The organism is Anaerococcoides asporogena (assembly GCF_029590275.1).
Classification (GTDB): Bacteria; Bacillota; Clostridia; order Clostridiales; family Clostridiaceae; genus JG1575.
This window is the reverse complement of record NZ_CP120965.1, coordinates 3,333,364-3,355,042: the sequence shown is the minus strand read 5'-3', so window position 1 is coordinate 3,355,042 and position 21,679 is coordinate 3,333,364. Positions and strand designations below refer to the sequence as shown.

Sequence of the window (21,679 nt, the reverse complement as noted above, 5' to 3'; positions counted from 1 at the left end):
AAAGTTCCCCCAACTGATATTTTCATATTTCCCCCTTTTACACGATTAGTACATTTCCCTTAAAGAGCAGTTTCCCCGACTGCTCTACTTTTTTTAGTTTTTTGCGGTTGATGTTAATCTCCCGGGTTTTTACCACCGGGCTTTAGAGCCTTTATGCCATTCAACCTTTAAGCCTTTCAACCTTCCACCCTTCCATTTAGCCTTCCAACCTTTCTGCTTTTCAGCTTTTCAGCCTTCCGGCCTGCCAGCATTCGAGCGTTGGTAACCTCTATTCTGCCTACCTTTTTAGCTTCCTGATTTCGAGGCTTCGTCTTTCTCGGTTGCTTTGTTTTTAGCTTGTCTCCTGAATTTCTGAATATAAGAATCAGGGGGATTTGCGTTCATGCTGCGGATTGACTGTCTGAAATTTTTCGATAAAGGAAAGCTGCTGCCGAAGGTTGACGGCAGCAGCTTTCCTGCAGGGACATTATGCGGTTTCGGTTCAGGGATCATCCCTGTGGGAAAAATCGCGTGTAGAGCCAGAAGATGGCAACGATCAGACCAAAAGCCAGGGCAATGGCCACGATGATGGAGAGCAGCATGGCGATTAATGTGAGAAAGTATCGAAGCGGCTTGTTGGGAATGGATGCCAGCCGCCGATAGGCTGCCATGGTCCAGCGTTCGCCCAGAAGATCGGGGATGAGTTCCATGATCAGGTCCAGCAGAAAATCCATCGTTAATCTACCCTGGGGGACCCGAGGTCTGGTGTTTTGAGGTTCTGTAATTCCTCCCGGAGCAGGCCCAGCAGCAATGCGTCATGATAGCGGCCTTCGTAGAATACCTCATCCCGCAGAACAGCTTCTTGGGTGAAGCCGGCTTGTTGGAGAATGGCCAGATCCGGATCCTGAAAGGCTGGAATCTGAACAATGCATTTATTCAGGTTCATCTCCTGAAACAGGCGGCGCAGCAGCTCCCGGAGTGATTCTTCCAAGGGGCTGGGCAATTTGGGTTCAGTAATCGGGTCTGCTGATGAGTCGCCGGTTCTGGTTTGAATTTCCTCGGGATGGGGGGCGAAAAGCCACCTGAGCTGGCCACGGCGGTCCTTGAAGGTCAGAGTGATGTCAAAGAAGCCCAAAAGCTGACCCGCCTGATTTTCTGCCATGTATTGAAAATGAGAAGAGGTCGGCTTGGAAAACCGCTGATGGATCTGCTCCTCCGCAAGCGGAGCGGGAAACTCGCCCAGAGAGATCCGGGCGCTTCCCTGATTCAGCAGAAGGCAAAGCCAGGACAGATCGTCCCTGCGGTATGCTCGTAATTTGATGTATGACTGATTCATTTAGCTGCCTCCGAATTCCCGGTCCAGGATGCTGTAAACCAGCTGATCCTCATATTTTCCCTGACGGTAAACCTGCTGTCTCAGCCGGCCTTCCAGCCGGAACCCGCATTTCTCATAGAGTCTCTGACCGCCGGGATTGCTTGCATAGACCGTGAGAGTCACCTTATGCAGGTTGAGTTCGTGAAACGCAAACCGAAGCAGCGTCCGGAGCGCATCCGTTCCATAGCCCTTGCCCCGGGAAGCCGGGCGCAGGATGATGGAGAAGAGGGAGTGGTGACTGGGGCGGTCAATGGCCCGGAGCTGGATCGTGCCCACGCATTCATCCGTCATGATTTCAGCAATGGCGAAAGTAATCAGGTCTTCCCGGGTGGAATGAGCCAGCCAGAGCGCCTGAAAAGCTTCTGTTTTCGGGATGGGGGCTGAATCGGTAAAGCTGGAATAGGTCTCGAAGTCGTTGACATATTCCATGATATAAGGCAAGTCTTCAGGACGAAGCGCGCGAAGCTTGATGTTTTTTCCATAATACAAAGGATTCACCTCCTGGTTCGATTATAGGACAGGTGTTAACAATTGGCAAAATATCGGCTCATTGCCTTATTTTAAGGTCATCTTTATCTGAATTAGGGTAAAATAGCAGTAAAGACGGTTATATCAGAACGGAAAGAAGGAGTGTCCTATGGCAAATGAAGATATGAAGGATGTTGTAAGGAATCAGGAGTTTGCTGACCCCAAGACCGGAAAGCGAAAAGTGGTTCTTGGTGAAGAGGACTACTCAGACCCTGTAACGCCCCGAACCTCTCCACATAAACCCGAATCCATGATTGATCTGGAGACCGATCCGGGCTATTCCGGGAAATCAGCAGATACGGAAAGCGGCGGATTTTTTCGCAAATTTCTAAATCGTGAACCGAACCCGGAGGATCGGGTGGAAGGAACCCGCCTGAATCAGTCGCCGGTATTTGACGAAAGAAAAGACGCCATCACGGCGGATGAGTCGACCCGTGAAGTACCCATGCGCCTGCTGGGTGAGGACGAGGAGCAGGAAACCAAGGCCTCCCGCCTGGTGCGCGAGAAAGATATGGCAGCCATGGCAGAAGAAATCACTGAGTCTGGCACGGTGATGCTGACAGATCGCGAACGGCGGATGCGCCGCAACAAAAACCGCCTGATTGGCGGACTGATCTTTGCGCTGATCGCCGCACTGCTTATCCTGTTTGCTCCCTCTCTTCAGGCAGCTCTGTTCAAAACGCAGGACAACTCCCTGATTTTCAGTCCCGCCAGCGGACTGTTTGGGCCACGGGCCGGAATCATTGAGATATTGCTCGGACTGGCCGGACTGGGTCTGGTATTCTCCACCCTGTTCACCAAGCGGAAGGAAGAAACTCTCTCCAGAAAGCAGTCGAATGCGGTCAAGCCGGCCAATCCGATCCGGACCGCGGGACTCATCCTGCTGCTCTTGATCCCCATCGGCTTTGCTTCCCAGTTCAATTTCACGGAGTTCCGGAATGACGACATCCGCCATTCCAGCTTGTTCAATCAGAATAAGATTTCGACCTACAGCCAGGTGAAAGAACAGAAAATCTTCAGTGAAGGAGAGGACATCTTCTATACCATCTCCACCGAAAACGGCCCCAATGCCACCATCAACATTACAACCCAGCCTCTGGAGTCCGTAAAGCTGCTCGACACCAAACTCCCCGCCACCCGCAATGTGGTCGTGGATTCCAGCGTCATTCAGAAAATGGTGGAAAAGCAGATCTACACCGAAGAGGAAGCCATTCGCCTGTTCATTACAAAAAAATAGAATCTATCGAACTCGCCCTTCATGGATGAGAAGAGCCGATTCCCAGCTTTATAATCTGACAATGTACCATCGGATCAATCGAAAGCAGCCGGACGACTATCAAGGTCATCCGGCTGCTTCCTATTAGTTACACTTGCTTTAAGCAATTATTTTAAACTCTTACTTAAACTCTTACTTAAACTCTTACTTAAACTCTTACTTAAACTCTTACTTAGACTCTTACTTAAACTCTTACTTAGACTCTTACTTTAAACTCTTACCTAAACGGTTCTTAATCGAAAGATTCTTAATTCATCTGAGTTTTACAGAGTTTTATACTAGAAACTATTCCTTAACGACCAATTGATTTTTACGTGGACGTCCGCGCTTACCCTTGTTCGTCTTTTTCACCACGTAGTCCGGGGCGCATCCCTCAGGGATCTCAAAGCCAAGAGCCTCGCATATGTCCACCTGTTTCCCCACAAATGGGGTAATGTACGCCTTCGTGTTGGGGTGCTCGATATAGCGAATCGGCCTCATCTCGTTTAACACATCCGCTACCGAATGAAACTGTTCGCCCAGCTTTGTTTTGCGGACATGGCTTAGGTAACAGCCCATGATCTGGGCAACAAAGAGAATAAAGGAACGACCAATTTTTCCAGTTTCCGTTGATGTACGCTGGCGGTCGGCTCCCAGGACCCCTTTCATCAGGGCAAAATACTTCTCCTGTTCATCCCGCAGCCTGTAATGCCGGTTAGCACTCATCGCATCCATGTCCAAACCATGGGTCGTGTTGGCAAAGAAACCTGCTTCTCGCCGACACCGGATGACCTTGGTCTCATCCAGGCTGAAGTCCTCCAGGATTCGAGTTTTCGCATTATACTTCAACCGATAAAACCGGTAGACCTGTTTGAGCGTTTCATCATCATCCAAGGGGATTTGGTTAACAAGGGACGCTTCCAAGGCTTCTTTTTGAGCTGCCAGAGCAATGTCCAGATCCGTCAGTTCATTGCCTCGGCGGATGGGATCAAAGTACAGGTTCAGTTTCAGATTATCTGCTTTCTTAAGGTTGTCACGCTGCCCTTCGATCTGGTAATCCATATCTTTCTGCAGATAGTAGATCCGTTCCTCCGGATCCACTTGCATACCCTCCGGGTGGTGGCCGAAGTTTCCGAATTCATCGATCAACTGACGAACGTGTTTCTGGCCGGTTTTGGTTCCCATGATCATGCGTTGCTGCTGGTCGATGTATAGTTCCAGATTGCGGATCGATTCATTCCCCCGGTCAGTGATCAGGATGATTCGTTTCATGCCAGCCTGTTTCAAATCCTTCAGGATCACGGCCAGGCTTCGGGAGTCAGGGGTGTTTCCGGCAAAGCTTCGATAATAGACTGGCATGTGGCCATCCAGGGTGTAGACTACTACTTCCAGGGTCTGTGGAAGGGGCAGTTGTTCTTTGTTCCGCCCGTAATGGATATCCGCCAGCGAGTGTCCGTAGCTGGAACAGCTTGTGGAATCGACGGCACACAGCTCATTGTCGTGGAGTCGGCGTGCCCGCAGACGCAAGAACGCCATGCGATCCTGCTCTGTAATGGACTGGGTAAACCTGGTAATATACGGAGAAGAGAGTGGCTTTGCCCAGGGGGTCTTGGCTATGCGCTGCCAGGAAGCCAGCTGGTTATAGGTCTCTCGTCCACAAAGAAGATAGAGGGCCAATGTCATGAGGGTATCAACTTTTTCCTTGTCCCCATCAAATGTGCTCATTAGGTCGAATCTCAGGCCGGTCTGTTCCGCAATCTTCTCCAACAGCCATATGTCGCCATAGAGCCGGTTCTCATCCTGACTTTCAATAACCGGCCTTCCCGCCTTCCGTCGTCCTGACAGTTTGTCAATTTCACTTAGATCCCAGCCTTCCGGGAAGATGAGTTTACCTCGTTCCTCAATAGACTCCAGAAGATAATTCTTTCCCGGAATAAACTTAAGATCATCTGTTACCGTCCCCCAATAAACGTGACGGTATTCCCGTTTTCCGGTCTTTGGGTTCACTCTGGCCGGCTGTGTACTGGCATAGTGGTATCCATTATTGTGATGAATCGATACCCGGTAAGGGCTGTTAGAATCCGTGGGACGAGCCATTGTTATCCCCTCCTATTTTTAGTATAATTATACTAAAAATAGGAGGGGATAACAAGATGGAAAGGACTGATTTTCTCAGACATTACAATGGTTTCAGGAGTTTGCAGATCGTTACTAGTATAATTGTTTGCAAAACTTAAATAATTCAAGGGTTCTTATTTTATTTGATCTGGTTCGTCAATAGAGATGTCTCTTTACGAAAACTGCGATCCCGAGGAAAACGGAGAAATGTCCGGGACAAACAGATATCGTAAAATGTCACACAGATAACTGTCCATAGAAATCTGGCTTATTGAGCTTATATCATTTCATGAGTTCGCTTTTTTAATGAGAGGATGAATTTCGTGTTCCGGCAAAAGACAATTTTAGCTGAGAATGGCTTGAATGAAAGTTCCGGTTCGGATGCCGGAGAAAAAGTATAGGTTTCACCGTCCGTTGTGGTCAAATTATACTTTCTGTGCCCGACGAATCGGCCTCTGCTGTTTAGATTGTGGTGCCGGTCCAGTTGAATGGTAACGACGGTTACGTCCCGCTCTGAAATTGCCCGGTTTCGAATATCAGCAAGCACGTTATGGTGAAAGAGAAACATGGGCAGGTACAGTAAGGGACATAGAATTGCAATGACTGGCATGATCAGATTCCAGTTAGTCCATGGATTGGTGAATGATATGAGGAATGCGGCTAGAATAAGTCCGATCAGAAGAACGCATGATTTGTAGGTATCCGCAAAATACCGGGAAACTGTTCTCCTGTAATGGTCTGTTTGATCTGTCCGATTCATTTCGTTCTCCTGATTCGCAGGTTTGAGATCATGATCCAAGGGTTTCCATGTCCAGGGGAGGATCAGACATCGGTGGGTCCTGGGCGGTCAGCAGAGCAATGGAGAGCTCGAGGAGCTTTTCGTCACCGGAGGTGTTGATCAGGTGGATTTCACCCGGTTCCTGGCGGTCACTGAGCAGGCCGCGCTGGGTCAGCACATTCTGAAGATGGCGGGAAATCCCGTCGGCTCCGTCAAAGATCAGAGGAGTCGGGCCGACGACCTGGCGCAGAGGGCTCAGGATAAAGGGGTAGTGGGTGCATCCCAGGACGATGGCTTTAATTTCCGGTACATCAAGTGCTTTAAACTTGTCACTCAGATAATCGAGGGTTTCCTGGCTGTGGGCCTTGCCCTCCTCGATAAGTTCCACCAGTCCCGGACAGCAGAGCTTGACCACATGGCGGTCCCGGGCAACCCGGTCCATCAGCTGCGCGAATTTTTGTTCTTTCAGTGTGGTTTCGGTTGCCATCACGACGATGCTGCCGCCCTCGGTATTTTCCACGGCCGGCTTCAGTGCTGGTTCGATGCCGAAAATCGGCAGATCCGGGTGTTTTTCCCGGACCAGATGGACGGCGGCGCTGGTTGCGGTATTGCAGGCAAAGACGATGGCTTTGACATTCCTGCTAAGCAAATAATCGACAGCATCAAAGGTCAGCTGTTGGATTTCAGCCAGCGGTCTTGAGCCGTAAGGGGCATTCAGGGAATCCCCGTAATAGATAAAATTCTCATGGGGCAGCAGGCGGACCGCTTGTTTCAGGACACTGATGCCACCTACTCCGGAATCAAAAAAACCAATGGGTCGATTCGGATCAGTCATAAGGTAAAAACCCCCTTTGTTCCTTCCATAACTATAACAAAAAATATCAAGGGAGAAAAATATTTTTTATGGCAAGGTTTTCTGCTTTCCGCCCTGATTGACGCGCAAATTGAATGGTTTTATGATGAAAAAGTAAAAACAGGGTAGCTGACTGGTTTTAGGATCATGCGGCAGCCGGTGGGGGGACCAACATGAAGGAAGAAAGACGATTTATTCTGCCGGAAGAACAAAACAAGGAAATGCTCCTTCGAATTCTGGACGAAAACCCGGAAATTCGATTTGTTTCAGTAGCCGGTGTGGATCTGATGGGACATGAAACCGACGAAAAGATACCAGTGGCCGTGTTCCGCAAGGACCTGGACACATTCCTGAACGGCACGGCGGTACAGACGGACGGATCCTCCGTTATCCTGCCTGGAATTGCCACGCTGAATAATGCCAAGATTGACATGAAGCTGGACTGCAGCGTGAAATGGTGGATCGACCGCAATGTAGAACATCTGGATCCGGAAACCGGCAAGCCGGTGGCCACGATCAAGATTCCCTGCTTTCTGTTCCATGATGGCAAGGCAGTTGACTCCCGTTCCATCCTGAACCGGGCGTCAAGCCATTTTAAAGCTCAGGTGCGTCAGCTGCTGGAGAGCCATCCTGAGTCGCTGCTGGAAATGGGAATAACTCCCGGAGACATTGACCGAATTGACATCACTGCTGCCACGGAGCTGGAGTTCTGGGTAAAAACACCGGACGAAAACCGGGACATGGAAGAACTCTCCGTTTCTCAGGAACTTAAGGAACAGTACTGGGCCAGAACCCGCGGCAATGTTCGCACCGCTCTGGAGAAGACGCTGCTGGTCATGGCTGATTACGGACTCCAGCCGGAAATGGGCCACAAAGAAGTAGGTGGCGTGAAATCCCGGCTGAACCAGAAAGGCTCGCTGCAGGGCATCATGGAACAGCTGGAAATCGACTGGCGGTTTGATAAAGCGGTTCAGGCGGCTGACAATGAAATCATGGTCAAGCTCATCGTCAAGGAAGTCTTCCGCCACATGGGAATGGAAGTCACTTTCCTGGCCAAGCCAATGGAAGGGGTGGCCGGATCCGGCGAACACGTCCATCTGGGTGTCATGCTTACTCTGAAGGATGGACGGAAAGTCAATCTGTTTGACGGAGGCCGGTCTCACTTCATGTCGCGGTTTGGCTACGCTGCACTGATGGGACTCCTGAACAATTATGAAATCATCAGTCCGTTCATTGTCCAAAGCAATGATGCGTTCCGCCGACTTAAGAAGGGATATGAAGCCCCGATCTGTACAGTAACCTCCCTGGGTCAGACCCTGGAAATTCCGTCCCGTAACCGGTCCATCCTGGTCGGTCTGATCCGGGATGTGGAAAATCCCCTGGCTACCAGGTTTGAACTGAGATCACCCAATCCTCATACCAACACCTACCTGGCGATGACCACCATGCTGCAGACCATGCTCCACGGCATGACCTGGGCGGTTGAATCCGGGAAGACGGAGGATGATCTGTTGAAGGAGCTGTCCAAAGCACCCGGAGAAGAGGCTCAGTACCTGGAGACAGAGCGGATGTATCGTTCCGAGGAGGATGTCTTTACTGCCTTCACCGATGAGGAGCGGGAGCGCTATTTTGGCCATTTCCCGGCAACGGTCTGGGAGAACGTCCGCCATTTTGAACTGTTTGCGCCCAAGAAAGAGGTCCTGACCCAGGGCGGTGTCCTGACGGAACAGCTGATTGATTCCTTTGGGTTGGCTGTCACTTCCAAATGGGCGCTGGAACTGGATCACCGGATCATCCCCAATTTCATCAAAGAAATCCGGAGCATGAAAAAACTGCACCACTCAGTGGATTCACTGGATGAAAAGCGGTGGAACAGGATCCACAAGCTGCGGCAGCAGCTGATGGTGGATGAAGAGGATCAGCTGAGCGTAATCGGCACGATTCACCAGGCGATTCTGAAGAAAGATTATCAGACAGCCTCCGATGCTCAGATCAGGATGTACGAACTGATGGCTGAATTAAATGGTTTGTATCGGCGGTACCGCATGAATATCCTGGACTGATCCGATTGAAAATGAACAGAAAACGAATAAAAACAAGTAAAAAAAGAGGAAGTTGTATGGCAGTACAACTTCCTTTTATCATGGGATTTTTTGTCTCCCCCGCAGGAGACGGCAGAAATCAAACGGTTGAATTCAAACCTTTGTTCTAATATTGATTATATTCGAACGCCTGTTCCCTGTCAACACTGGCAAGAAAATGATTGAAAATCCTTGATCATATCAATATGATCGAACGATTGGTTAAATAATGAACAATAATTCTGAATCCAATACAGTTTCGAACCGGTAATTAATTTGATAAAACCGATTAGATTACGGAATCATCAACAAAGTGTAACAAACAACTTGTTGTATTACCATATTTGTAATTGTTTAACGAAGGTTGAACGAATTAGTTTGATTCAATTGACACGTTAGTTAGATGGATATATTATTGATGCAAAAGCATGGGTTATCATCCTGAAGAAAAAGGAGGATGAGACCCGGATTTTTGGGGAGATTTATTTCTCCCGGGAACGTCAGAAGCATGGGATATAAAAAGAGACCTGAGCTCCTGCAACGATTGGGGGGCCCATTAAGGGCAAGAGTCATCAATAGAAGAGGGGGGAATCAAAGTCAGCAGAGGATTAACAGAAGACACGCGGTTCGGTACTTCATAGGAGAGTCAGACGATAGGATCGCCTGACTCTGAGCCCGACTGAGGGGTAAGTTTTCCAGGTCGCTGTGACCTGGCCATTTGGGGAAATGGTTTTAACTGAGTCTTAATTTAAGGAGGAAACATGAAACGACTATTATCATTCCTGATTGCAGGAGTTATGTTGTTTGGCTCGATTCCGGCATTTGCTGAGAATCAGTCGGCGGCAGGAGTCTCACCCTCTCTGACCTTTGGTCAGGCCGAGGTGGATCCGCTCATCGCCAGCGAATTTAAAAAAGGGAATAAGCACATTCCCATCGTTGTTTATATGAAAGACAGTCTGGACAAGCAGCAGCTTTCCACCCAGGCCCTGGCAAAAGGCATGGATCGGCACTCTGCAGTGGTGGACGGACTGAAAAGTTCAGCATTCCGCGCTCAGCAGGGACTGCTGCAGAATCTGAACGAAAAGGTGAAACAGGGAACCGTAGAGGATGTCAGATCCTTCTATGTAGCCAACGTAGTTGCGTTGGATGCAACGGAAAACGTCGTCAATGAGCTGTCCAAACGCAGCGACGTTAAGAAAATCCTGTTCGACCGGGTCATTCCGCTGGAAGTCCCGGAAATCGTTCCTTCCGATCCGGAAATCCGTACATCGGATGAACGCATCGAATGGAACATTTCCAAGATCGGCGCGGACGTCCTCTGGGAAGAGGGAATTACCGGAAAGGGAATCACCGTCGGAATCATCGACTCCGGTGTTGACGGAACTCATCCGGCCCTTGCCAGAAAATGGAAGGGTGCCGGTCAGGCCAACCCATCCGATTACTGGATTGACTGTGTTGCCGGAAAACCGCTGCCTTATGACGAACTGAGTGTTCCACACGGAACCCACGTCACCGGAACCATTCTGGGTTCAGAAGCCGATGGCTCCAACCAGATTGGTGTAGCTCCGGATGCTCAGTGGATTGCAGCTAAGGCGTTCAACGCTGATGGCGGTTCCATTGCAGGATTAATTAAGGCCGGCCAGTTCATGCTGGAGAAGAAGCCGGATATCGTAAACAACAGCTGGGGTGGAAATCCTGGTAAGGATGATTTCTATGTAGATGTTGTCAATAGCTGGGTCGCAGCGGGCATCACACCGGTATTTGCCGCCGGAAATGCCAACTCCCAGGTTCCTCAGGTTCCCGGTTCCATCGGAAACCCCGCAAACTACATGAACGTCCTGGCTATCGCGGCTACGGATAAGGACGATGTTCTGGGTAACTTCAGTTTGCTCGGACCTTCACCCTACGATCCGACCAAGATCAAGCCCGACCTGTCGGCGCCTGGCGTCAACATCCGTTCCTCCATCGCGGGCGGCGGATATCAGTCCGGATGGAACGGCACCTCCATGGCAACCCCTCACATCGCCGGTGTTCTGGCGCTGATGAAGCAGGTTCACAATGCAGAACCCAACCTCTTTTATGAGGACATCCTGAGAAACACCGCCATCCCGCGCACCGACGACATGTTCCGGCAGAGCCCCAACATGGGTTATGGCTATGGTGTCGTTGACGCCTATGCAGCCGTTCACTCGGCTCAGCAGGGACAGGTTGGAGTGATCCAGGGACGTGTTCTGGCTGGTTCAGCCACTCCGGGAGAAACAGCGATTTCTCATGAGCAGCTGCTGAAGGTTGGATTTACATCCAGCGACCTTGACCTGACCGCCGCGGTAAAAGATACTGTTTCTGTCACCAAGGTAAAAGCAGTAGTCACCCAGGGTGAAACGGTCAAGGAATATGAGATGAAGGATATTTCCGGCGATGAAAAATCCGGAGAGTATCAGATTCTGGTTCCGGCAGAAGACCTGAAGGAAGCCAGCCTGACCTATCGGTTTGAAGCAACAAACTTCAACGGTGTGGTTACAAAGAGCCCGGACTATACCATGGATATCAAATTTGGTATGAAGGCCGGATACTTTGAAAACTTTGAAGCCGATCCGGTCGGCTGGTTCTGGGATGGAGACTGGGAACTGGGAACACCCGTCAAGGGACCCGGCAAGGCATTCTCCGGTGAAAACGCACTGGCAACCAAATTAAAAGATAAATATACCGGCCCCGCCAACAGCACCATCATCACTCCTCCGCTTGATTTGAGAGAGCTGGATACGGCATATCTTACATTCCAGCACTGGATTGATACACCCACCGTTCTTGATTACGACCATGGCCGTGTGTTCGTCACGACTGATCTGGGAGAAACCTGGACGCAGCTGGAAAAAACTTGGAAGGGTCAGAGCACCGATTGGACCGAGGCCGGAGTTAACCTGAGCGATTACGCAGGAAGTGAAACCCCAGTCTTCGTTGCGCTGGACTTTTTCTCCGACTATGGAGACCAAGGAGATGGCTGGTTTATTGACGACTTCTCGTTCAAAACATCTCAGGGCGAAGTGCCATCGGATGTAACCGGACTGAAGCTTGAAGAAGCAACGATCAACTACATTAAGCTGGCGTGGGATCCGGTGGCTGATGTCACCCTGGACCACTACCGCGTTGAGCGCCTGAATGAGTGGAGCGGTGAATATGACGTAATCGCCAAAGTGAATGCCACTGATTACAGAGATGCCAGCATCTACTCCAATAAGACCTATGAATACCGCGTGTCAGCCGTAGACTTCTCCGGCAAAGCATCGGCTGTTCCTGCCAAGCTGACTGTTGACTCACTCAAGAGCGACGAGTTCTTTAAAGCAAAATTCAGCAATACCTGGAATACGTACTTCAAAACCGGCGGAATCAATTCCTGCTGGCAGTACGGTGAAGTAGAATGGAACGAATTAGATGAAAACGCTCCATCCAAGCCGTACAATTCAAACTACGTTTGGGGAACCAATCTGACCGGCGATTATCGCAAACGGTCCGACAGTTACATCCAGAATGAGACTGCCTTCGCGATTCCCGCAGAAGGACATGCTTACCTGAACTTCACCCATTGGTATGAAATTGAAGAGGGTAATCCTGCCGAGTACGGTGTCGTACAGATTTCTGTCGATGGCGGAGAAACCTGGACCGATCTTTCAGAGCAGTACGACGGGGAAAAGAAATTCTGGAGTGATGTGGAAATATCTCTGGACAAGTACCGTGGAGAATCCAACGTCCTGCTTCGGTTCACACTTCTTTCCGATGACCTGTTCCAGTATCCGGGCTGGTACATTTCCGGTGTGACCGCTTACTCCTTACCGGAAGCAGTTGAACCATTAAAAGAAGCAGAACCTGTTAAAGAAGCAGCAGCGCCTGAAAAAGAAGAGGCAGAGAAAACGCTGCCAACGCAGAGCCTGAAACTGCAGAGCGTTCAGACTGCTGGCATCGCACCGGCCGTTGAAACCGTCGAACCTGCTGCGCAGGCTCCGGTAGGAGCAACCATCCGGGTCGTTGAAACAGGCCGGTATGCTACCAGCTCCGCCCGGACCGGTGAATATCGCCTGTTCCACAAAGTGGCTGATCAGATCACATTGCGGGCAGAAGCTTATGGCTTTGAAGCGCAGTCCCTGAAGTTCTCACTGGCGGCTGATGAAACCAAGACCGTTGATTTCCATCTGGAACCCAAAGCCACCAACAAGGTGACTGGCGTCATTCTCGATGAAACCAGCAAAAAGCCGATTGCCAACGCGAAAGTCAGAGTCCGTGAGGACGTCCGCGTCGCGGAAGTGGTCACCGATGCCAACGGACGGTTCGAACTTCCCAGAATATATGTAGGAAGCTACACACTGGTTGTATCCCATCCGGATTACCTGGAAGGCGAAAAAACCGTGCATGTCCTGGCTGATTCAGCAACTTCTGCTGCCGTGGAACTGAAACGTTTCGTGGGTTATGAAGTGGTTCAGTCATGGGATGACGGTTCAGGAGAAAACTTCCTGGTCCTGGGCAAGAATGCCGGCAACGTGGTTCTGTTTGAACCCGGTGAATTTGTAAAAGTGAAGGCCATTGACGTATTCTTCGGAAAAGAAGGCTGGCCGGTACCCGGCGGTACTTCATCCTCTGTGGCCATCCTGAGAATGAATGAAGATGGAACACCCATCGGATTTGCCGCTGCTCCCAAGCCGGTTGAAGTCAAACGCGGCGAGTGGAATACCTTCGACCTGTCCGATATGGACTTCAGTACTTCAGGCATCTTTGGCCTGGCAGTGATTCAGACCACAGCCAGTGAATACACACCGGCCATGGCGCTGGATACGGGCGGAGATAACTTCGTACCCCAGGAACGCAGCTATGTCTACTCCGGCGGCGGACTGACTCCGCTGTCACAGCTGGGCGTAGTCGGAAACATGATGATTCGCGCCAGATATGCAAAATCTCTGGAAAATATTACACTGGACAACTTGAATGAAGTCCATTATGTCAACACCCGGGAACTTCCGGTTTCAGGAAGTGTTCAGGGCGACTGCTCCGTCAACCTGTACCTCGACGGCCGTCTGGCTGCCACCGTACAGACCGCGGATCGCAAATTCAGCACAACTCTGACCCTGACCGGAGACCGTCACGAACTGACGGCTACGGCGATGAAGGATCAGAAAGAAACGACCCCGACCAAGCCGGTTACGGTGATTTTCGATAACGCCAAACCTGAACTGAACGTCACCCTGCCCTGGGATCAGACCGTTCAGGCAGACCGTTTCCTGGAAACAACCGGAAAAGTATTTGATGCCAACTTTGACCATCTCACCATTCAGGGAGAACCGGTTGAAGTGGAATCCACCGGAGCCTTCCGGCATGAACTGATCCTGAACAACGGCAGCAATGTTGTGGTCTATCAGGCGGTCGACAAAGCCGGCAATGTGACGGAAGTACGGCGCAACGTGGAAGTTAAGCCAGTTGTTCAGCCGACTTTCGAAGTTCTCTCCCCGCTGGCTGATACCAAAGTGGTAGCAGGCGATGTGGTTAATCTGCAGGCGAAAGCTGCCAAGGGAACTGTTTCCTTCCAGGTCAGCCTGAGTGATGTGCCCGACGCGGCCGCATGGAAATCCATGACCGCGGCAGACGGTGTCTTCACGGCACAGTGGACAGCACCGGCCATCGGTCTGGGAAGCTATTATGTTCATTTCCGTCATCAGGACGGTTCTGTCGACAAGAGCTATATGGCTCCTGGCAAGATCATGGTCGGAACCGCATCAGTTACACAGCGCATCGCCGGTGCCAACCGGTACGCGACGGCAGCGGAAGTTGCCCGCATGTTTGGCACAAGCGAAAAAGTCTACCTGGTCAGCGGTGAGAAATTCGCCGATTCCGTGGTAGCCGGACCTCTGGCCCGCCAGAACAAGGCACCGCTCCTTCTGACCAAGCCGGAAGCACTGACCCCTGAAACCGCCTCGGCGCTTTCCTTCCTGAAAGCGAAGGAAGTCGTCATTGTCGGAGGAGAACTGGCTGTTAAGCCGGAAGTCGAAGCCAGCCTGAAGGCCCTGGGACTGACGGTTACCCGAATTGCCGGAGCTACCCGTTACGAAACTTCCGCTCTGGTCGCTGCTTCCATGAAGCAGGATGGCCGCTTCCTCGTTGCCTCCGGTGAAAGCCTGGCCGATGCCATGGCAGCCGGATCCTATGGACTGCCCATTCTGCTGAGCCCTGCCAAGACCCTGGATCCCAAGGTTGCCGCAGTCCTCGACGGAGCTGCCGAAGTGACTCTGCTCGGTGGTGAGAAAGTTCTGGATGCTGCCCTGCCGGCTCAGATTAAAGCGGGAAAAGTAACCCGTCTGGCCGGAACCACCCGTTATGAAACCAACGTGGAGATCCTCAAGCACTTTGCCGGAACTCCCGAACAAGTCGTTTTGGCAAACGGCACAAGCCTGGCAGACGCTCTGACCAGCGCTCCGCTGGGACTGCCTGTCCTGCTCAGCACGGACAAGGCACTGCCGGCAGCAGCCAAGACCTATCTTGAGGCTTCAACGGTCCGTCAGGTATTGATCCTGGGCGGTCATCTCGTCATCAGTACAGAACTGGAAACAACCATCCAGTCCCTGCTCAAAAATTAGGAGGAATGTATGAAACGATTTATAGCGATCCTTCTGGCCTTTTTGATCCTGGTTCCCAATCAGGCTGTTCTGGCAGAGCCAGTCAGCATGCTGCGGGATCTGAATGAAACCCGGGATCTTTCGGTCAAGCTCGCGCCTGAAGTTGTCAAAACCCAGGGCGAAAGCGGTCTCCACGATTATCTGATCCAGATGGAATCCTCTCTTGTGCTCGAGCAGCTGCCTGTATCCAGGCAGCTCCTGGCCCAGGGGCTTACCCAGAAGCAGGCTCGTGGCGTAGCCACTGTTCAGGCTTTGAAATCCGAAGCGCTGATGACTCAGCAGCCGATTCTTCAGCAGCTGGAGAAGACAGGCTTTGAGTATGAATCCTTCCACATCGCCAACATGATCTGGCTCCGGGCAGATTATCAGACGGTGGAACAGCTGGCAATGAATCCGGCTGTCCGCAAGATCTATGCGGACAAAGAGACTCATATCAGCGAAATGATCCCCTCAGCTGCTCCCCAGGCGGGCGATGCCACTCCGCTGCAGTGGAACATTAAGCAGATCAACGCTGACAAGGTCTGGAATGATGGAATCACCGGACAGGGAATTGTTGTCGGTGTCATCGATACCGGAACCGACTGGACCCATCCTGCGCTGAAGCAGTCCTGGCGGGCCTACAATCCGGCCAATCCGGACCAGCCGCTGGAAAGCGAACTGGCCTACAGCTGGTTTGACGGAGTCGGCACCAGCAAGCTTCCCTTCGATGACAACAATCATGGTACACACTGTGCCGGAACCATCCTGGGACATGAGCCCGACGGTTCCAATCAGGTCGGTGTAGCTCCCGGAGCAAAATGGATTACGGCCAAGGCCTTCAACAGCGACGGCGGCGGATCCTTCCGCGCTATGCTTCGTGCAGCTGAATGGATGCTGGCACCGGGCGGCGACGCTACCAAAGCTCCGAACATTGTCAACAACAGCTGGGGTGTCGGCGACGGCGTCGATGACTGGTTCCGTGACATTGTCCGCGCATGGCGCGCCTCTGGCATTGTTCCACTGTTTGCCGCCGGAAATCAGGGGCTGTTTGATCCGGCTCCGACCCCGGGAACCATTGAAAACCCGAGTAACTACCCCGAAAGCATCGCGGTAGCAGCTACCGACATTGACATGAAACTGGGCTCCTTCTCCAAACTGGGCCCCTCACCCTACGACCCGTCTCTGATCAAGCCGGAAATTTCCGCGCCTGGTGTGGCGGTCCGGTCTTCCATGGCCGGCGGCGGCTATGAGGAAATGGATGGAACTTCCATGGCAACTCCTCACATCGCCGGTGTCGCTGCCCTGATGCTGTCTGCCAATCAGAACCTGTCAGTGGATGACATTCTGCAGACGCTGGAAAAAACTGCTACCCCTCTGACCAACTCCAAATATCCGGTTTCCCCGAATATGGCAATGGGCTATGGTCTGGTTAATGCCAAGAAAGCCGTAGATTTTGTCTCCGGCGGACTCGGACAGCTTAAGGGAACCGTTCTGACCGAAGGAACCGATAATGGTGCGCCTGGCCTGACCATGAATCCCGGCCAGTCCTTTGCCTTTATGGATGCCGATTACGTAGTTACTGCCACCGCTTCTGACGATGTCTCCATCGTCAAGACCGAACTGCTCTACAAATGGCAGGCAGACGAGACCTTCAAGGTCATGGAAATGAAACGCACCGAAGGTGATGAGAAAAACGGCACCTACACCGGAATCATTCCCAAAGCGCCTTTCTTCTCGGCTGTTACCGGAGCTGAGGGAACCGGCCTCAAAGAAGGCGAGATGACCTACAAGGTCCGGACCACGGATTTTGCCGGAAACATTCTTGAAACGGAACCTCAGAAAGCAATGCTTTCCTTTGGAATGAAGCGCGACAACTGGAAGGAAGAATTCCAGGGCGATCTTTACGGCTGGTTCCTTCTCGGGGACTGGAAACAGGGATCTCCCAAAGGATACGCCGAGCCAGCTCCGCTGATTGGCGACAAGTATGTCGGAACCAACGTGGGAGCTTCATCTCATCATGAAGATACCGTCAGCTATCTGATTACTCCGCCCATCGACCTGCGCGATGACACCGTGGAGGAAGCAACCTTCAAATTCCGTCACTATTTTGAAATGGCCAAGAACTCTTCCGTTGCCCGGGTCATGGTGACCGACTGCAACGGAGAAGAATGGTTTGACCTGACACCGGAGTACTTCACCGGCAAGAGTGACGGCTGGCAGGCTGACTCAGTTAGTCTGTCCAAATATGTTGGAACCGATGTTCCGGTGTACCTGGCCTTCATCCTGACGGCTGGCGGATATGTCGAAGGTCCCGGCTGGTACATCAACCAGGTGGAACTCGAAGGCAAGGATGTCACCGCTCCGGTGCCCCCCACAGAAGTTAAGCTGGTTCGCGAAATTGAAGGACTCACCCTTAATTTTAAGGGCTCCTACGATGGCGACACCGTTCGCTACGATGTATACCGCAGCTCCAACGGCGGTGACTTCACCAAAGTTGGCGAGACCACTACCAAAACTTATATGGATACCACCGTGGAAGACGGCGTGGAATACACCTACAAGATTCGTTCCGTTGACGGAGCGGCCAACGCCGGTGATTATTCCGAGGCGGTCAGCGGCAAAAAACTTTCCTTTGATACCCTCATCGGCAGCGATTTTGAAGCCAATGACGGCGGATTCACCACTCAGATTGTTCCCCTGGACAACGGCCGCGAAGCAGTTAACAGCTGGGAATACGGCAAAGTAGTCAAGTACGGTCCGGGCCGCGCCTGGAGCGGAGAGAAACTCTGGGCTACCATCATCGCCGGGGACTACCTGGATGATTCCAGCAGCCGCCTGCTTACCCCGGAAATTGTTGTTCCTGAAGGGGACGGCACTGTCGTTCTGAACTTCCGTCACTGGTATGACGGAGAAAAATACTGGAGCTTCAATACTGCCTCCGATTACGGTCTGGTTGAAGTCACCGCTGACGGCGGACAGACCTGGGATCTGATCCCCAATGCCAAATGGGCCGGTCACATCAGAGAATGGCAGAAAGGCATGTTTGATCTGTCAGCCTACAAGGGCAAGACCATTCAGGTTGCATTCCGCTTTGTCTCTGACAAGTGGAGTTTCGGTTCAGAAACCTTCATTGGCTGGTATGTCGATGACATCGGCGTATACCGGATCAAGGACGCTGATTTCACAGTCAGCGCGCTGGACAAGCAGCCCAAAGCCATGGTCGCTCCGGAAAAGATGACCGAACCGGGTCTTCTGACCCAGTACAAGCCGCAGGTCAGCACTGCGACACTCGCGCCGGAAGTGAAAGCCAACCCGGTAACCGCCATCCCGATGCGGGAAGCCCGCGTAGAAGTGGTAGAGAAAGGAATTTCTGTTCCGGTCAACGCTGCGGACGGAACCTGGAGCATGCGCTTCCCGGCAACGGAAAAAGCGACGCTCAAAGCCAGCGCTTACGGATATTATCCGGAAACCAGAACTTTTACTCTGACCAAAGAAGGAACTGTTGAGGAAAACTTCGTTCTGAAGAAAATCCCGCGTTCCGTTGTCACAGGAACCCTGACAGACATCAACACCGGAAAACCGGTAGTCGGTGCTCAGATTCGTCTCCTGGAAGACGGCAAGATCAGCCCTGTAGTTACCGATGAAACCGGAAAGTTCACCTTGAAGGATATTTTCGCCGGCAGCTATACACTCCACATCTATCACCCGGACTATGAAATCATGACCGTACCGGCCGAAGCGGCTCTGGGTGATCCCACACCGCTGAGCCTCAAGATTCAGCCCTTTGTGCCTTACCGCAAGGAACTTTCCTACGATGACGGCACAGCCGAAAACGCGGTCAGCCTTTCAAAGGCTAACTATGGCTACGGCGTGGTCTTCCAGCCGGAAGAACTGGCTCATGTAAAATCAGTCAGAGCTTTCTTCTGGGGCAATGACTATCCGATCCCCGGCGGAAACGAAATTCAGCTGGTTCTGATGGAAGTCAATGACTACATGATCCCGCAGCAGACCAGACTTTGTGAACCAATGACGGTGACCGTACGCCGCGGCGAATGGAATACCTTCGATGTCTCCAGCCTGAACCTGAAGACCGACAAGCCGTTCATGGTAGCCTTCATTCAGCCGGATAGCGGAGACAACTGCCCGGCCATCTCCGTCGACAATGACACGGAACTGGGCAATGAACGTTCCTACATCTTTGACAGCACCAAAGTGATGTCCCTGCCCGATGCTGAATTCCAGGGCGGATTTATGATCCGGACCGAAATGGATTACTCCATGGATACTCCGGTGATCACAGGTGTTACTCCTGCCAGACAGAAGGAATCCGTATACTACACCGATCAGGAAAAAGTTGAACTCCAGGGTGAAGTATCCGGTCCCTCCAAGATCGAACTGAAGCGCAATGGTTCCTCCTATGCCACTGTAAGCACTGCGACAAAGTCCTTCAAGACTTTGATCAAGCTTGAGTCCGGAATGAATGAAATCAAAGTCCGGTCCGAGGTTAATGGCGCTTATACTCAGTACTCCGCACCGGTCAAGGTTGTCCGCGACCAGGTTGCTCCTGCCATCACACTCACAGAACCGACAACTGAAGTTGTGACATCAAGAGTTCTGGATGTTAACGGCCAGGTTAAGGATGAAAATCTCGAAACTCTGACCATCAACGGCAAAACCGTAGCAACCGACAAGGATGGCTCCTTCGCTCATTCCCTGATCCTGAAGGAAGGCATCAACATCGTTGAGATCAAGGCCACTGACCTGGCAGGAAACGCAACGAGCAATCCGCTCCGGATCGACTGCCAGCCGGCATACGCTGAAGTTCTTGTAACGGATGCTGCTCCGGCCGCCGGCCTTACCGTTTACGGCGGAGAGCAGGTCAAACTGCATGTCGAGTCCAATCTTGTCGGCGCCAATGCCAGCTTCCAGCTGTCACTGCCGGCAGGTACCTCTTACGATCCGGCCATGACAGAAGTCGCAGCCGGTGTCTACGAAGCCACCTGGACTGTACCGGCTGAGCTGGTTCAGAATGACATCAAAGTAACGTATGCCCTGACCCGCGGCAGCCAGCGCGCCGTGAAGGAAGCGGAAGGACGGATTCAGGTTCGTGCCCGCGGAATTCGCCGCATCAGCGGAACGGATCGCTACGCAACCGCCAGCGCCATCAGCCAGTTCGGCTTTGAGCGCAGCGAACGGGTCGTCCTGGCCAACGGCAACTCCTTCGCGGATGCCATGGTTGGTGGAATCCTGGCCGGCCAGTGGCAGGCACCGGTTCTGCTGACTGATAAAGCCGGTCTGTCCGAAAGCCTGACCAAGGAACTGGAACGTCTCGAAGCCAAGGAGATCACACTCATCGGCGGAGAACTGGCCATCAGTTCCGCGGTGGAAGCTGAACTCAAGGTCAAAGGCTATACCGTCAACCGCATCAGCGGAGCCAACCGCTATGCTACCGCCGCCAAGGTGGCAGGAACCGCAGCATCTGAAGCGGAGACTGTTTATCTGGCAAGCGGTACCAGCTATGCCGACGCCATGAGCTTTGCTCCGTTGGCCGGTCAGATGGGCGCAACCCTGCTGCTGAGTGATGGCAAAACCCTCAGCCCTGAAACCAAAGCCGCTCTGTCGGATCTCAAAGCTAAAAAGGTTGTTCTCATCGGAGGAAATCTGGCACTGTCCGACAACGTGGAAAATGAAGTCAAGGCGCTGAACCTGGAAACCGAACGGATCCAGGGAGCGAACCGCTATGCTACCAACCAGGCCCTGATTGCCCGGTTCTACGGAAATCAGGCCAGCGGACTGCTCATCGCCAGCGGCGAAACCTACGCTGACGCCCTGACCGGAGCCGGACTGGCAGCCAAAATCGGCCAGCCCCTCGTTCTGGTGAAAGGCGATCAGATCACAGAAACTACGCTGACTGCTCTCAAGGCCATGGCTCCCAAGGAGATCACGGTCCTGGGCGGAACACTCCGGATTACGGATGCCGCCTACAATCAGCTGGCGAACGTTCTGAAATAAACCAATGAACACAATGGGATGGTGCGGCATCATGCCCCCTCCCATTGTTTTTTTAGAAAGGATCT

At 52.1% G+C, this 21,679-nt stretch carries 9 protein-coding genes; 4 read left to right on the top strand and 5 right to left on the bottom strand.

What is annotated here, in order from left to right; genetic code table 11:
• Window positions 1-488 precede the first annotated feature (488 nt).
• The 3 genes from P6M73_RS15275 to P6M73_RS15265 are packed head-to-tail and all read right to left on the bottom strand — an operon-like array spanning window position 489 to window position 1,843.
• Window positions 489-713, bottom strand: a complete 225-nt coding sequence (locus tag P6M73_RS15275) for a hypothetical protein (RefSeq protein ID WP_277853877.1) — start codon at window positions 711-713, stop codon at window positions 489-491.
• A 2-nt stretch (window positions 714-715) separates the two neighbouring features.
• Window positions 716-1,315, bottom strand: coding sequence for a GNAT family N-acetyltransferase (locus P6M73_RS15270; RefSeq protein ID WP_277853876.1), 600 nt, complete (start codon window positions 1,313-1,315; stop codon window positions 716-718).
• On the bottom strand, window positions 1,316-1,843 hold the full coding sequence (locus P6M73_RS15265) for a GNAT family N-acetyltransferase (RefSeq protein ID WP_277853875.1): 528 nt from the start codon (window positions 1,841-1,843) through the stop codon (window positions 1,316-1,318).
• Window positions 1,844-1,991: 148 nt separating this feature from the next.
• Between P6M73_RS15265 and P6M73_RS15260 the strand changes: the two genes are divergently transcribed.
• A complete protein-coding gene (locus P6M73_RS15260; RefSeq protein ID WP_277853874.1) occupies window positions 1,992-3,119 on the top strand; it encodes a hypothetical protein in 1,128 nt (375 codons plus the stop codon).
• A gap of 324 nt (window positions 3,120-3,443) precedes the next feature.
• On the opposite strand, the gene P6M73_RS15255 is transcribed toward P6M73_RS15260, so the two are convergent.
• Window positions 3,444-5,234, bottom strand: a complete 1,791-nt coding sequence (locus P6M73_RS15255) for an IS1634 family transposase (RefSeq protein WP_277853873.1) — start codon at window positions 5,232-5,234, stop codon at window positions 3,444-3,446.
• 809 nt (window positions 5,235-6,043) lie between these two features.
• The gene (gene murI, locus P6M73_RS15250; RefSeq protein WP_277853872.1) at window positions 6,044-6,868 is read right to left on the bottom strand and encodes a glutamate racemase; all 825 of its coding nucleotides are present in this window, start codon (window positions 6,866-6,868) and stop codon (window positions 6,044-6,046) included.
• 191 nt (window positions 6,869-7,059) lie between these two features.
• On the opposite strand from murI, the gene P6M73_RS15245 reads away from it, so the two are divergent.
• The 3 genes from P6M73_RS15245 (at window position 7,060) to P6M73_RS15235 (ending at window position 21,614) form a co-directional block, all read left to right on the top strand.
• Complete coding sequence (locus P6M73_RS15245) at window positions 7,060-8,949, top strand: type I glutamate--ammonia ligase (protein ID WP_277853871.1); 1,890 nt, start codon at window positions 7,060-7,062, stop codon at window positions 8,947-8,949.
• Window positions 8,950-9,728: 779 nt separating this feature from the next.
• Window positions 9,729-15,584 carry a S8 family serine peptidase gene (locus P6M73_RS15240; protein ID WP_277853870.1) on the top strand — a complete coding sequence of 1,952 codons (5,856 nt, stop codon included), beginning with the start codon at window positions 9,729-9,731 and terminating at the stop codon, window positions 15,582-15,584.
• Window positions 15,585-15,593: 9 nt separating this feature from the next.
• On the top strand, window positions 15,594-21,614 hold the full coding sequence (locus P6M73_RS15235) for a S8 family serine peptidase (protein ID WP_277853869.1): 6,021 nt from the start codon (window positions 15,594-15,596) through the stop codon (window positions 21,612-21,614).
• Window positions 21,615-21,679: the final 65 nt, after the last annotated feature.